The sequence below is a fragment of the Glutamicibacter sp. TV12E genome (genome assembly GCF_052441935.1).
Lineage (GTDB): Bacteria > Actinomycetota > Actinomycetes > Actinomycetales > Micrococcaceae > Glutamicibacter.
The window spans coordinates 696,408-709,628 of record NZ_JBQVVF010000001.1 but is presented as its reverse complement, the minus strand read 5'-3'; the positions used below and the strand labels follow the sequence as shown (position 1 = coordinate 709,628).

The following is a 13,221-nucleotide window of genomic DNA, read 5'->3' as shown; positions in this document are numbered from 1 at the left end:
TGCTCCCCATAGCCTTGATTCATTGCTAGTTGAGCCCAATGGAGGGAACAAATAATGAGCACGAGCTCGGATCAGACCGTTATCGACGCAGCCGCTACTTCGCACAAGGCGTTGGCAAGCTGGGTTGAAGAAGTGGCCGCCCTGACGAAGCCGGATCGTGTTTATTGGGTAGACGGATCAGCTGAAGAAGCAGATCGACTGACCGCCGAGTTGGTCGAGGCCGGAACCCTGGTTAAGCTGACCGATCCAAATTTCCCTAACTCCTACGCAGGATTTTCGGACCCCAAGGACGTTGCGCGAGTAGAAGAGCGCACCTTCATCTGCTCCAAGAAGAAGGAAGACGCCGGCTTCACCAATAACTGGGAAGACCCGGAGAAGATGAAGTCCATGCTCAATGGCCTGTTTGACGGGTCGATGCGCGGACGCACCATGTACGTTATTCCTTTCGTCATGGGGCCGCTGGATGCAGAAACTCCTGCCTACGGCGTAGAAATCACCGACTCCGCCTACGTCGTGGCTTCCATGCGCATCATGGCCAAGATCGGAACTGAAGTTCTGCGCAAGATGGAAGCGGAGAATGCTTTCTTCGTACCGGCATTGCACTCGGTCGGCGCACCATTGAAGCCAGGCCAGGAAGACGTTGCGTGGCCATGCAATGAGAACAAGTGGATTGTGCACTTCCCGGAAGAGCGCTCCATCATGTCCTTCGGTTCGGGCTACGGCGGCAACGCGTTGCTGGGCAAGAAGTGCTACTCGCTGCGCATTGCCTCGGCCATGGCCCGCGATGAGGGCTGGCTTGCAGAGCACATGCTGATTCTGAAGCTGACCAGCCCGCAGAACAAGGCCTACCATATCGCAGCTGCCTTCCCATCGGCCTGCGGCAAGACCAACCTCGCTTTGCTGGATCCAACCATCGAAGGATGGAAGGCAGAGACCCTGGGCGATGACATCAACTGGATGCGCATCGGCAAGGACGGCGAACTGCGCGGCGTGAACCCGGAATACGGACTGTTCGGCGTAGCGCCAGGCACCGGCTGGTCCACCAACCCGAACGCCATGCGCGCTATTGCCAAGGGCAACAACATTTTCACCAATGTGGCCCTCACTGATGAAGGCGGCGTGTGGTGGGAAGGCATGACCGACGAGACTCCAGCACACCTGACCGACTGGTTGGGCAATGACTGGACCCCGGAGTCCGGACGCCCGGCAGCGCACCCTAACTCGCGCTTCTGCACCCCGATCTCGCAGGTCGACATGCTCTCGGAAGACTACTACTCGCCAAATGGCGTGAAGATTGACGCGATCCTCTTCGGCGGCCGCCGCAAGACCACCATCCCATTGGTGACCGAAGCGCGCAGCTGGACCAACGGCATCTTCATGGGCTCCACCCTGTCCTCGGAAACCACCGCGGCAGCCGCAGGCGCCACCGGCGTGATCCGCCGCGATCCAATGGCCATGCTGCCATTCATCGGCTACAACGCAGGTGACTACCTGAACCACTGGGATAACATCTCGGCCAAGCTCAACCCTGAGCAGATGCCGAAGATCTTCCTGGTCAACTGGTTCCGCCGCACCGCCGATGGCGGCTTCGCATGGCCAGGCTTCGGCGACAACTCGCGTGTGCTCAAGTGGGCTATCGAGCGCATCGAAGGCACCGCCGATGCCACGGAAACCATCATCGGCAACGTGCCAACCGGCGAGTCCATCGACCTGACCGGCCTGGAAGGCTTCACCCCGGCCGACGTCGAGGCTGCCGTAGCTGTGAACAAGGACGAATGGGCCACCGAGGTCGAGGGCATCGAAGAATGGTACGCAAACTTCGGCGAAGCGCTGCCAGCTTCGCTGCGGGCCGAGCTTGATGGCTTGAAGTCGCGCCTGAACGCCTAGGCTGGAACGCTGATCAATAAGCGATGACAGGCTCCTCGCCTCTGGAATTCCAGAGGCGAGGAGCCTTTTGCCTGCGCAAGAAGCAACCGTGGCGCGCAATTGTCACAATCCGGGCACAGTTTTCCCACACCGAGCCAAAGTGGGTGCAAAATCAACTAACTGTGAAAAGATAACCCTATGGTTTTGGCACGTTTGATTCTTGGGCTGCTGTGCTTGTCGCCGATGACTGGCTATGAGCTCAAAAAGCACTTTGACTCCTCTATTAACCACTTCTGGAATGCGGACAAGGCACAGATTTATCGCACCTTGGCTCAGCTGGTTGATAAGGGCTATGCCACCGTGCGCACCGTAGCGCAAAGCAATTACCCTGACCGCCAAGAACACCACATCACCGACGCGGGACGCGAAGTCCTCACCGGGTGGCTGTCGGCAGGAGCCGTGCAATCTCCAGAACGTGATCCCTTCATGGGGCAGGTGTTCTTCGCCGCCGAATTGGAGCGCGAAGATATCGAAGCATTGCTGGTGCAGCGTCGCGAAGCTACCCAGTTCATCCTCGATGACTACCTCTCCCAGCGCGAAGGCATCGATATGCGCGCGGCTGCCGACCGGCGAAGCTTCTTGATGGCCGCCACCCTTGACCATGCGATCCGACAACAAGCCGCCGAGCTGGAATGGCTCGACGCGGTATTGGAGTACCTGCCATGACTTCCGCCAAAGATTCCGGGCCCAAGCCAGCTCAAGGCACAGCGCGTGACGCCACCGACTACCCCGAGGTCCACCCGGGGCGGGCGGCTGAGGGCCGACGCCAGGTGCCAACCTTGGTCTTCTTGCACGGAGGCAACGTCGGCAACTGGAGCTGGGACCCCCAGGTTCTGGCCTTCGGCGACTTCAACATCCTGACCCTGCACCTGCCGGCCTTCGGGGCCCGCTTCGAGGAAACCTGGGAGGGCTTGGAATCGGCAGCCGACGATGTAGCGGCGCTGATCGCCGACGAAGTCTCCGAAGGCGGCGTGCACCTCGTTGGCATTTCACTCGGTGGGGTCATCGCGCTGCACGTGGCTGCACGGCATCCCGAACTGGTGGACTCGGTGCTGATTACCGGTGCGCCGGTGACCGGGGCCAGCGCCACAGCCCGTGCTTTCCACCGGATGCAGCTGAAACTGATCGGCAGCGAATGGTACTGGCGTTTCCAAGCCGGGGCCTACGGCATGGTTGACGACGAGCGCGAGCTGTTCGCCGAACACGGGGTCAAGCTGAAGCCCGAAAATATGCGTGCCATCATGAACGACCTGGATCCTGGCGGACTGCCTGGGAACCTCGAGGCCTATCAAGGACCGGTGCTCGCGCTGGTGGGCGCCAAAGAGCCGAAAATCGTGCAGAAGTCCTTCGCGGCATTGCACGAGAAGCTTCCGCAGGCGATCACCCGCGTGGTTCCGGGAATGCATCACCAGTGGAATATCGAGAATCCGATCCTCTTCAACTCGGTGCTGCGCAAGTGGATTGCCGATGGTGGCCTGCACCAGATCCTCGTTGACCCGCAGGCGGTGAAACCGGCACGCGGCGCCAAGCCGGCTCCGGCTGAAGCACCGGCAGATCAAAGCCAGGCAGCCGAGGAATCGATGGGGGCGGCAGATGAAGCCGGGCAGAAGAAGACGGGCAGGTTCACCGCGAAACTCGATTTCAAGAAGAAGCAGCCGCAGCAAGGCGATCGCCGGGAAGATCCTGCGGATAACGAAAAGTAGTGGCACAAGGCGCTGCCGGCGAATTCTCCCTGAATCCGCCGGCAGCGCTTATTTGCACCCTTGATATCAGGCGGCGAGCCACACGTCGGGACCGAAGACCTCATAGTGGATGCGCTCGGCTGGAATACCGGCCTCCAGCGCCTGGGTGCGCACGGCGTTCATGAATGGCAGGGGACCGCAAAGATAGACCTGGGCATCCTCGGACAGCGCCGCGGTGAGGTCCATATAGCCGGAATGGGCGTTCAGCCCCTCGGGCAATTCCCCGCGTTCGAACCAGGTGCTGAGGGTGGCTCCTGGCAGCTTGCCGATGGATTCAAGCATCTGCTCGCGCAATGGCCACGTGGTGATTTCCTGGTCTGCGTGCAGCACGGTGATCTTGCGAGTGGAGCCGTGGACAGCCAAGGTCTGCAATGCGGCGGCGCTAGGAGTGCAGCCGATGCCGGCGGTGGCGATCACCAGGGGCGAGCCGTCGTTGTCGATGACCAGGTCGCCGTAGGGATTCGATAGCTCAATGACGCCGCCGATCTCCATATTGTTGTGGATTACCGGGGAGAATTCGCCGTTCACATCCAGCTTCACGGTGATGGTGCGGCGGGCATGCTCGACATCGTTGCTCAGGGTGTACTGGCGCACCTGTCGCAGACCGTCGGCCATCGGCATGCGCACCGAAACGAACTGGCCCGGCTTGGCCACGGTGACTGGGGTGCCGTCAGCCGGTTCAAAACTGAGGATTACCGAATCAACGCCGGTTTCAGCACGCTCGACGAGCTTCCACGGGGCGTAGATCCCGGCATTGGCCTGCTGCGCGTACAGGTCCTTCTCGATCTTGATCAGCGCGTGGGCCATCAGCCAGTAGACCTCTGTCCAGGCGTCGGCGGTCTCCGGGGTCAGCGCGTCGCCCAGGTCTTCGGCAATGGCATCAAAAAGGTGCTTGTAGACGATGGGGTATTGTTCCTCGGCGACCCCAAGGGACGTGTGCTTGTGGGCTACGCGGGCGAGCATCGTTTCAGGAGCCGTGCCAGGGTGCTTGACCAGGTAGGTGGCAAAAACTGCGATCGACCCGGCCAAGGCCTGCTGCTGGGTGCCGTTCTTCTGGTTCGAGCGGGAGAACGTTCCGTCGAGCAGTTCCGGGTGGGCTGCGAACAGGCGGTTGTAGAAGTTCGGGGTAATGCTGGAGATGCGCTCTGCGATGATCGGCAAAGTGGCCTCAATGACAGGGAAGGACTTGGGGGACAGCATCGGGTCTCCTTGGGAGTAGAAATAACTCGTATATGAAATGCAAGATTTATAATTCATTTCTACGCCTCGTAGAAGAAGATTGCAAATTCACCTGGAGCCCACCCGCGAAGAGCAAGCGAAATCAATTCAGCGGCGAGGGGAAGCTAGGAAAAATCGCGCACCATCGGGAACGGAAGCGACTTGATCGGCGACGCGGATGATGAAGGGCAGATGTCCTGGATGGTCAAGGGATCCAATGAAGCGTAGAAAGCTTCACGAGCCTGGCGGAAGACGGCCCGCAATCGGCAATTGCCCGACAACGGGCAAGCCGTTTGGGCGTCATGCTCGGAGCAATCGACAATATCGGTGCGCTTGTCCAACTGGCGCAACAGCCCGCCGAGCGAGGTATGCAACGCGTTATCGCCCAAGGCCGCGCCACCGTTGCGGCCGCGAGTGACTTGCAATATTCCCAGCCTGCGCAATTCCAGCACAGCCTTGGCGACGTGGTTATAGGGGACTCCAACCGAATCGGAGATCTCGCGGCTGGTCAGTTGCCCAGTTCCGGGTGTTGCCAGGACCATGATGGTTCGCAGGCACACGTCGGTGAAGGCACTGAGTTTCATGCTGATTACTTTACGCGGAGAAAGCATTTTGGGGTCAGCATAGTGACTATGCTGACCCCAAAACTGCAAGGCGGGTTCTAGAGCGCGTTGGCCCAGACTGTCTCCGCGGATTCTGCAGCAGGCTCGTCGAAGATCCACTCGCCGCCTGGCTCGGCCGGCATGGTGTACGGCTGGACGATCGCCAGGGCCGCGCCCACGCGGTGCTCGGCCACCACGTGGATGGCGTCGCGATCGTTTTCCTGGAGCAGTACGTCCGAGGCGATGGCGATGGATTCGAAGTGGGTGCCCTGCTGGTTCAGGACCTGGACCAGTTCGGAGGCCATGGCTTCGGTGTCGATGTCGGCGTCCGGATCCTCGGGATCGTCCGTTGGCGGGACGGCGATCAGGCGCAGCTCAGGCTCGTCTTCGCCTTCCTTCGGCTCCAAGGCGATGGCGAAGGGGAGGAACACGCCCTGCTCTTCAAGCTGTTCGCGAGCCACGCCCAGCGCGGTGCCCAGAACCTTGTTCAGCGCGTCCTTGACGCCCTCATCCAATGATTCGAGATTCATGTCTTCCCTTTGCTAGTTGGTGGCGTTTTCTCCGCGCACGATCGACAATACGGCATCGCGCACAGGCTCGATGATTTCTGCGGTGCGGCCCTCGCCGTTGAAGCGAAGGTATGGTTCGGTGTTGGAAGGGCGCAGGTTAATCCACCAGCTGCCGTCGGCAGCAGAAATGGTCGTGCCATCCATGGTCATCACATCCACCGGCTGCCCGTCAAAGTGCGCGAGCACCGAAGCGGTGGCGGCCTCCTTGTCCTCAACCTGCGAATTGATCTCGCCGGTGGCAACATAGGGCTCATACTCGGCGCCCAGTTCGGAGAGCGGAAGGTCCTGCTCGCCCAGCGCCGCCAAAACATGCATGGCAGCGAGCATGCCGGTGTCGGCATTGTAGAAATCGCGGAAGTAGTAGTGGGCGGAGTGCTCGCCGCCGAAAACTGCGCCCTGGGTCGCCATCTCGGCCTTGATGAAGGAGTGGCCCACGCGGGTCATTACCGGGGTGCCGCCAGACTTGGCGACAAATTCAGGAACTGCCTTGGAGGTGATCAGGTTGTGGATGATCACCGGGTTCGCTTCGCCGGCGGCCTGCACACGCGCGATTTCGCGGACAGCAACCAACGCGGTGATGGCCGACGGGGAGAGCGGCAGGCCGCGCTCATCGATCACGAAGCAGCGGTCGGCATCCCCGTCGAAGGCCAGTCCCAGATCGGCGGAGTGCTCCAGCACCGCGGCCTGAAGATCCTTGAGGTTTTCCGGTTCCAGCGGGTTGGCCGGGTGATTGGGGAAGGTGCCGTCCAGCTCGAAGTACAGCGGGACGATTTCCAAAGGCAGCGCCGAAAGCACGGTATCGCCGAGGACCGCCGGGGTGGTCATGCCGCCCATGCCGTTGCCAGCGTCCACCACCATCTTCAATGGGCGGATGGCCGAGAGATCAACCAGTTCGCGCAGGTAGGCGGCGTAGTCTGCCAGGACATCGCGCTCGGAGATGGTTCCTTGCGGGGCATCGCCGGAGACCGGCAGGCCCTCGCCCAGGTACTGCTGCGCGAGGTCGCGGATGTCGAACAGGCCGGTGGCCGAGGAGATCGGGCGAGCCCCAGCCGTGGACATCTTGATGCCGTTGTACTGGGCAGGGTTGTGGCTGGCGGTGAAAACGACGCCGGCTGCGTCCAGCTTGCCGGAGGCGAAGTACAGCTCGTCAGTGGAAATCAATCCGAGCATGATGACGTTGGCGCCCCGGTAGGTCGCACCGCGGGCAAAGGCCTGGGCAAATTCTGCCGAGGACGGGCGCATGTCGCCACCGACCAAGACGTCCTTGCCGGCCAGGGACAAGACATCGACAAAGGCAGCGCCGATAGCTTCGATCGCTTCGGCATTCAGGCTCTCGCCGACTACGCCGCGAACGTCGTAGGCCTTAAAGCTCTGATTAAGATCAATTTCTTCACTCACACCTTTCAGCCTACCGGTTTGACTGATTCAAATCATCGAGAATGGCGCTATTGTGCATGGGAAATGCCTAACACTTCCGCTAGATACGGGTTCCCGTCACCCTCTGTTTCCCGCTTCTTGCACAAATCGTCCCGCCCCGGGACTAAAACAGGGGAGGAAACTGAAATACTTGAGCCATGGATGGCTCAATGCAGGTGGATCTGAAAACACTGGCGCTGCAGAAATTGCGCGCCCTGGTGCAAAACCCGGAAGCCCAGTTCCACGACGGACAGTATGAAGCGATCGAAGCACTGGTTGCTGAACGCCGCCGCGCGCTGGTGGTCCAGCGTACTGGCTGGGGAAAATCCGCGGTGTACTTCATCGCGTCGTTGTTGCTTCGGGAGCAAGGCTATGGCCCGACTCTGATCGTCTCCCCGCTACTGGCGTTGATGCGCGACCAGGTGGCCGCCGCAGAACGCGCGGGGGTCCGTGCCGCGGCCATCAACTCGGCCAATGTGCTCGAATGGCGTGAAATTCTTGACAAGCTGCATCGCAATGAACTTGATGTGCTGCTGGTCTCGCCCGAGCGGCTGAACAATCCGTCCTTCCGCGAACAGCAATTGCCTATGCTCATGCAGCGTTTGGGCTTGCTGGTAATCGATGAAGCGCACTGCATTTCCGACTGGGGCCATGACTTCCGCCCGGACTATCGCCGCATTCGCGACCTGATCGCCCGCTTGCCCCAAGGCCTGCCAGTGCTGGCCACCACCGCAACAGCCAATAGCCGCGTGGTTGAGGACGTCGCTGAACAACTGGCAGGCGGGACCGAGCAGGTATTCACGCTGCGCGGCACCCTGGCCCGTGATTCGCTGCGCCTTGGCGTGCTGCGCCTGCCATCTCCGCGCATGCAGCTGGCGTGGCTGCTCAGCCACATCAACGACTTCAAGGGCTCTGGCATTATCTACACCCTCACCGTGTCCGCGGCCGAGGATATCGCCAGATTATTGCGTGAAGCCGGGCATGAAGTGGCCGCCTACACCGGGCGCACCGACTTGGAGGAGCGCGAGCGGCTAGAGCAAGCCCTCAAAAACAATGAGGTCAAAGCACTGATTGCAACCAGCGCGCTGGGCATGGGCTTCGATAAGCCAGACCTGGGATTTGTGCTTCACGTTGGCGCACCGAGCTCGCCGGTAGCGTACTACCAGCAGGTTGGCCGTGCCGGCCGTGGCAGTGTGAATGCCGACGTATTGCTGCTTCCTGGCCCGGACGATTCGGAAATCTGGGAGTATTTCGCCACCAGTTCGATGCCGGATCAGCTCCGCGCTACCCAGGTGCTTGACGCCTTGGCCAGCACCGATGGCGCGATGAGCGTTCCTGCCTTGGAGAGCGCGGTGAATTTGCGCCGCTCCCCATTGGAGCTATTGCTGAAGGTGCTGGCCGTGGACGGGGCCGTGGAACGCGTAGCCGGTGGCTGGATGCGCACCGATATGCCGTGGACCTATGACGCTGATCGGTACAAGCGCGTGGCGCAAAGCCGCATTCACGAGCAAACCCTGATGGTCAGCTACGAGAACACCCGGGGCTGCCGCATGCAGTTTCTGACCGAGGCGCTGGATGACCCGCGCTCGGTGGCCTGTGGCCGTTGCGATAACTGTGCCGGGGTCTGGTTCGATGACCACATTCCAGAAAATTCCAAGGACAGCGCCCAGGCTGCGTTGGGGCGGGTCGGTATCCCGATCGAACCGCGCAAGCTCTACCCCTCGGGACTGGACCGATTGGGTTATTCGCTCAAGGGGAAAATTCCTGTTGATGAGCAGCTGGCCAATGGCCGCGCACTGGCCAGGCTGACCGATCTCGGGTGGGGCAATCGCTTGCGCCAGCTGTTTGCCGACCCGGCCGATCACCCCATCGACAAGGCGATGCTTGATGCCTGCGTCAAGGTTCTGGCCGAATGGAACTGGGAAGAACGCCCGGTGGGTGTTGTTGCCATGCCTTCGAATAAGCGCCCGCAACTGATCACCTCGCTGGCCCAGAACTTGGCTGAGGTGGGGCGGCTTCGCTACCTGGGGCAGCTGGAGTACCGGGGTGCGGGGCCGCAAAACGGCTCCGGAGGCAACTCGGCGTTCCGCGTGGCCGCGGTAGCTGACGCCTTCGAACTTCCGATGGCCCTGGAACAACTGGTTTCGGGGGCTCCCGGTCCGATTTTGCTGGTTGACGACCTTGCAGATTCGCGGTGGTCGCTGGCGATGGCCGGCCGTGCTTTGCGGATTGCCGGGGCGCCGGGTGTCCTGCCTTTCACTTTGGGCGTAGCAGGGTGATTGCACAGTTAAACGAAGTAGTCTGGATGTATGGAAATTATCATCTGGCTCGTCGTCGTCATTGCCGTGATTGCCCTGGGCTACTTCGGTCTGCAGGCATTGCGGAAGAAGAACACTGCGCAAGTTGCGCAGGCGATCTCCCGCGAAGCGGCCGAAGCAGCTAACGCGAAACTAGATGATTCCTCGCGCAATTCGGTCTACCGCAACTTGGCCAAGGGCGATGTCATGGGTGCCGTGCAGATCTACCGTGCGGCTACCGGCGATTCGGTGAAGAACTGCGTCATCGCGGTGCGCAGCCTCGATAAGTACCCGCAGGTTGCTCCGGCCAAGGAACTTCCAATTGATGATGCTGAGATCAAGGCCTTGAGCGACAAGCTGGAAGCCCAGGTCGAGCGTGAAGACCGCGAGGCATCCACGGATAAGGCAGAGGACTCCCATCCGGAATCCGCTGATGACCTTTGGGTGGTTCCGCAGGAATGGAGCGAGCAGTTCGGCCTGGAAAATGAGCCGAGCGCTACCCACTTCAAGATGGCCTTTGAGCTCGATGGCGAGAGCCGCGAATTCTCCAGCGAGCAATTGCCAGCAAATGAATACGACCAGCTGTTCTCCATGCTGCGCGATTCCAACTTTGAAGAAGCGGCAAAAATTTTGCATGGCTACACCGGTCTGCCGGTGGAAGACCTGGAACGGATGATCGCGACCTCGCCAATGTCCGGTGGAGCAACCGATGGCAGTGTCGCTGATTTCCGTTTTGAGGGCCAAGGACCTGACGGGCCTGTGCACTTCGACGCGGCGGAGCTGCCTGAAGTCGACCGTGAAGCACTCTTTGAAGCGATCGCCGATACTGACCTGGACCGCATGTCAGAGATTATCGTGCGTCATACGTCGTTGCCGGAAGACATCGTGCAGAACATGTTGCAGACCTTTGTTAAGCGCAAGGACTAATGCAGACCCTCGATCCGTTGGCTGGATCCTGATCGGCGCTCCGAGCTTCAAGCTCGGGGCGCCTTTTTTGATTTCACTTGCCGGGAATCGGGCGCCGATAGCATCAGCAAAGCTATCTTCGAGGCTTTCTTGGGCGTTCGCGGTGCAGGCCGCTTCTGCGCCTCGCATGAACCTGTTGATTAAAAAGAAAACCCCTACCTGAGTAGGGGTTTTATGGCGGACACGGGGGGATTTGAACCCCCGGTCGAGTTTTAGCCCGACCCTTCATTAGCAGTGAAGTCCATTCGGCCGCTCTGGCACGTGTCCATCCGCTGTTTCCAGCAGAATCTAGCCTACCTGAAGATAGGCGCGTGTTCCAAAACGAGTCGGCTACTGCACATGTCGCCAGAGGAATTCGTAACTCGTAGCCAGCATTTTCGCGGTTGACTCGTTGTCAGTCGAACCCGCATGGCCGCCACCTTCTGGCTCGTGATACCGCACATTATCAATACCCAGATCCATCATCTTGGCCGCCATGATGCGTGCTTGCGAGGGACCGACCCGGTCATCGGAGGTTGTGGTCCAAATCAACGACGCAGGATAGTCATCCACTGGATGTGGCTGGTCGCTGAGGCGATGAACGGGAGAAAACGTCCGAAGGAACTTCCAATCCCCGGGGATTTCAGGATCCCCGTATTCGGCGATCCATGAATGCCCCGCGGCGAGCTGGGTGTAGCGCTGCATGTCAAGCAGCGGGACTCCGCAGGAGATGGCGCCGAACAGCTCGGGGTACCCGGCAATCATGTTGCCCATGAGCAGGCCGCCATTGGATCGGCCGGTAGCGGCCAAATGCTCGCGCGAGGTCACAGCACGTTGCACCAGGTCTTCGGCGATCGCCGCAAAATCCTCGTATGCCCGGTGGCGATTTTCGCGCAGGGCTGCACGGTGCCAAGCCGGACCATATTCGCCACCACCTCGAATGTTGGCCATCACGTAAATTGCTCGTCGGCCGCTATCGTTGTGGCGAGACAGCCACCCCACGCCCATCGCCGCGGCATAGCCAGGGGTCATACTGTGTTGGAATCCGCCATAGCCATCCATCAGTACCGGGTTCTGCCCATCAAGGACCACGTCTTCGGGTGCCACCTGGAAGTAGGGAACCCGAGTGCCATCAGCTGAGGTTGCGAAATGCTGGGTGACAACAAGTCCATCGGCGGCGAAGCGTTCTGGTGATTTCTTCACCGCGGCGGCCTTGGAACCGACAGCACCTCTCAACAACGTCGTCGGAGTGGTGAAACCGGTGACTGTCATCCAATAGTCATCGCCACTGAGGTCGTCTTCATCGTCGACGGCACCCACCGAAATGCTCAGCATCGGGTCTTCCAGCGGCATTTGCGATTCGGTGAAATTCTCGCGCAAGTTAATGACGCGCACCTGAGCGGCGACGTGATGCAAAACAGTGAGAAGCAGATAGTTGGCGGTGAAGCTCAAAGACTCCAAAGCAGTGCTGTCATCGGGGGTAAAGAGCACTCTTTCGATAGTTCCATGGGCTAGGAACACGTCGAGCGGGGTGATCGCCAATGAGCCGGCTGCGATGATCTGGCCTTGATGCTTCCAATCGGTCTGCGGGGCGAACAGCACCCATTGCCGGTGAAGGCTGACCTGAACGTCGGTGGGCACATCAATGGCATGATGCTCTCCATCGAGGAAGACTCCGGTGATTGAATGATAGAAATCAATGGCGTCAGTGGTCACTACGCGCTCGAAACCCGGGGTGGAATCGTAGTAGCCGAAGGCAGCCACGTGCTCCTTGTCGACCTCGAACAGTATCGGTGCCTCTTCAATTCCAATGCCCCGACCGACGCGGCGCAGCGTGCTCGAGTAGGTGGATCGCGTGGTGAATTGCCCGCTACTGGCAGAGCCGACGAGCAAGGTGTCCCGGTCAATCCAGGAGGCCTGGGTCTTGGCCACCGGCAAGTCGAAGCCGTTTACGACAAAACGCTTGCTGGCCAGGTCAAACTCGCGAACGCGCACCTGATCGCCACCGTCAGGGCTCAGCCGAATCAGCGCCCGTTCGTAGGGTTCTGACTTCTGTGGACGAAGCAGCGAGGATCCAGCAAAATGCCATTCTTGTCCTTCGGCGATCGCTAAAGCATCCAGATCGAGCAGAACCTCCCACTCAGGAGCATCGGTGAGATAGGACTGCCAGGTTGTGCGCCGCCAAAGCCCCAGACGGTGTTCCGAGTCGCGCCAGAAGTTGTAGTAGTGCTCGCCGCGTTTGGTGACCATGGGGATGCGGTCCTGGGCATCGAGAACAGACTTGATGCGCTGGACCTGTCCGCGGAACGAGTCATCGTAGAGTTCGTCTTCAGTCCGCAGCGTCTGCTGGCGTACCCAATTCAGGGCAGCTTCGTCGCGGGTCCCTTCCAGCCATGAATATGGATCGGTGTTCTTCGCCTTAGAAACTTGCTCAGTCATGGGCATAGTCTATGCGTTGGGGCTCGTGGCCTGCGTTGAAGGTAATAACCTATAGGAGTGAGCACCG

At 60.2% G+C, this 13,221-nt stretch carries 10 protein-coding genes and 1 tRNA gene; 5 read left to right on the top strand and 6 right to left on the bottom strand.

The window, feature by feature from the left end; genetic code table 11:
• Positions 1-54 precede the first annotated feature (54 nt).
• From ACT7DV_RS03190 to ACT7DV_RS03180, 3 genes are all read left to right on the top strand, one after another.
• On the top strand, positions 55-1,887 hold the full coding sequence (locus tag ACT7DV_RS03190; RefSeq protein ID WP_444660846.1) for a phosphoenolpyruvate carboxykinase (GTP): 1,833 nt from the start codon (positions 55-57) through the stop codon (positions 1,885-1,887).
• Between the two features lie 177 nt (positions 1,888-2,064).
• Positions 2,065-2,592 carry a PadR family transcriptional regulator gene (locus ACT7DV_RS03185; protein WP_060700584.1) on the top strand — a complete coding sequence of 176 codons (528 nt, stop codon included), beginning with the start codon at positions 2,065-2,067 and terminating at the stop codon, positions 2,590-2,592.
• A complete protein-coding gene (locus tag ACT7DV_RS03180) occupies positions 2,589-3,629 on the top strand; it encodes an alpha/beta fold hydrolase (protein ID WP_444660845.1) in 1,041 nt (346 codons plus the stop codon). Before ACT7DV_RS03185 ends, ACT7DV_RS03180 begins: the two co-directional genes overlap by 4 nt.
• Positions 3,630-3,695: 66 nt before the next feature.
• On the opposite strand, the gene ACT7DV_RS03175 is transcribed toward ACT7DV_RS03180, so the two are convergent.
• The 4 genes from ACT7DV_RS03175 to ACT7DV_RS03160 form a co-directional block, all read right to left on the bottom strand.
• Positions 3,696-4,868 (bottom strand): globin domain-containing protein, encoded by a 1,173-nt coding sequence (locus ACT7DV_RS03175; protein ID WP_444660844.1) that lies wholly within the window; start codon positions 4,866-4,868, stop codon positions 3,696-3,698.
• Between the two features lie 143 nt (positions 4,869-5,011).
• On the bottom strand, positions 5,012-5,470 hold the full coding sequence (locus ACT7DV_RS03170) for an RrF2 family transcriptional regulator (RefSeq protein ID WP_444660843.1): 459 nt from the start codon (positions 5,468-5,470) through the stop codon (positions 5,012-5,014).
• A 77-nt stretch (positions 5,471-5,547) separates the two neighbouring features.
• Positions 5,548-6,018, bottom strand: coding sequence for a hypothetical protein (locus ACT7DV_RS03165; protein ID WP_444660842.1), 471 nt, complete (start codon positions 6,016-6,018; stop codon positions 5,548-5,550).
• A gap of 12 nt (positions 6,019-6,030) precedes the next feature.
• Positions 6,031-7,455 (bottom strand): phosphomannomutase/phosphoglucomutase, encoded by a 1,425-nt coding sequence (locus ACT7DV_RS03160; protein WP_444660841.1) that lies wholly within the window; start codon positions 7,453-7,455, stop codon positions 6,031-6,033.
• 176 nt (positions 7,456-7,631) lie between these two features.
• Between ACT7DV_RS03160 and ACT7DV_RS03155 the strand changes: the two genes are divergently transcribed.
• Together ACT7DV_RS03155 and ACT7DV_RS03150 are read left to right on the top strand one after the other, a co-directional pair.
• Complete coding sequence (locus tag ACT7DV_RS03155; protein WP_444660840.1) at positions 7,632-9,752, top strand: RecQ family ATP-dependent DNA helicase; 2,121 nt, start codon at positions 7,632-7,634, stop codon at positions 9,750-9,752.
• Between the two features lie 30 nt (positions 9,753-9,782).
• Positions 9,783-10,697 (top strand): hypothetical protein, encoded by a 915-nt coding sequence (locus tag ACT7DV_RS03150; RefSeq protein ID WP_444660839.1) that lies wholly within the window; start codon positions 9,783-9,785, stop codon positions 10,695-10,697.
• 214 nt (positions 10,698-10,911) lie between these two features.
• Here the strand turns inward: ACT7DV_RS03150 and ACT7DV_RS03145 are convergent.
• Positions 10,912-11,003, bottom strand: a tRNA-Ser gene (locus ACT7DV_RS03145).
• 63 nt (positions 11,004-11,066) lie between these two features.
• Positions 11,067-13,154, bottom strand: a complete 2,088-nt coding sequence (locus ACT7DV_RS03140; RefSeq protein WP_444660838.1) for a prolyl oligopeptidase family serine peptidase — start codon at positions 13,152-13,154, stop codon at positions 11,067-11,069.
• Between the last annotated feature and the right edge of the window lie 67 nt (positions 13,155-13,221).

What these genes read in the sequence shown, in the direction of transcription:
- ACT7DV_RS03190 (WP_444660846.1), top strand. Translation starts at nt 55, where the DNA reads ATGAGCACGAGCTCGGATCAGACCGTTATCGACGCAGCCGCTACTTCG.
- ACT7DV_RS03185 (WP_060700584.1), top strand. Translation starts at nt 2,065, where the DNA reads ATGGTTTTGGCACGTTTGATTCTTGGGCTGCTGTGCTTGTCGCCGATG.
- ACT7DV_RS03180 (WP_444660845.1), top strand. Translation starts at nt 2,589, where the DNA reads ATGACTTCCGCCAAAGATTCCGGGCCCAAGCCAGCTCAAGGCACAGCG.
- ACT7DV_RS03175 (WP_444660844.1), bottom strand. Translation starts at nt 4,868, where the DNA reads ATGCTGTCCCCCAAGTCCTTCCCTGTCATTGAGGCCACTTTGCCGATC.
- ACT7DV_RS03170 (WP_444660843.1), bottom strand. Translation starts at nt 5,470, where the DNA reads ATGAAACTCAGTGCCTTCACCGACGTGTGCCTGCGAACCATCATGGTC.
- ACT7DV_RS03165 (WP_444660842.1), bottom strand. Translation starts at nt 6,018, where the DNA reads ATGAATCTCGAATCATTGGATGAGGGCGTCAAGGACGCGCTGAACAAG.
- ACT7DV_RS03155 (WP_444660840.1), top strand. Translation starts at nt 7,632, where the DNA reads ATGGATGGCTCAATGCAGGTGGATCTGAAAACACTGGCGCTGCAGAAA.
- ACT7DV_RS03150 (WP_444660839.1), top strand. Translation starts at nt 9,783, where the DNA reads ATGGAAATTATCATCTGGCTCGTCGTCGTCATTGCCGTGATTGCCCTG.
- ACT7DV_RS03140 (WP_444660838.1), bottom strand. Translation starts at nt 13,154, where the DNA reads ATGACTGAGCAAGTTTCTAAGGCGAAGAACACCGATCCATATTCATGG.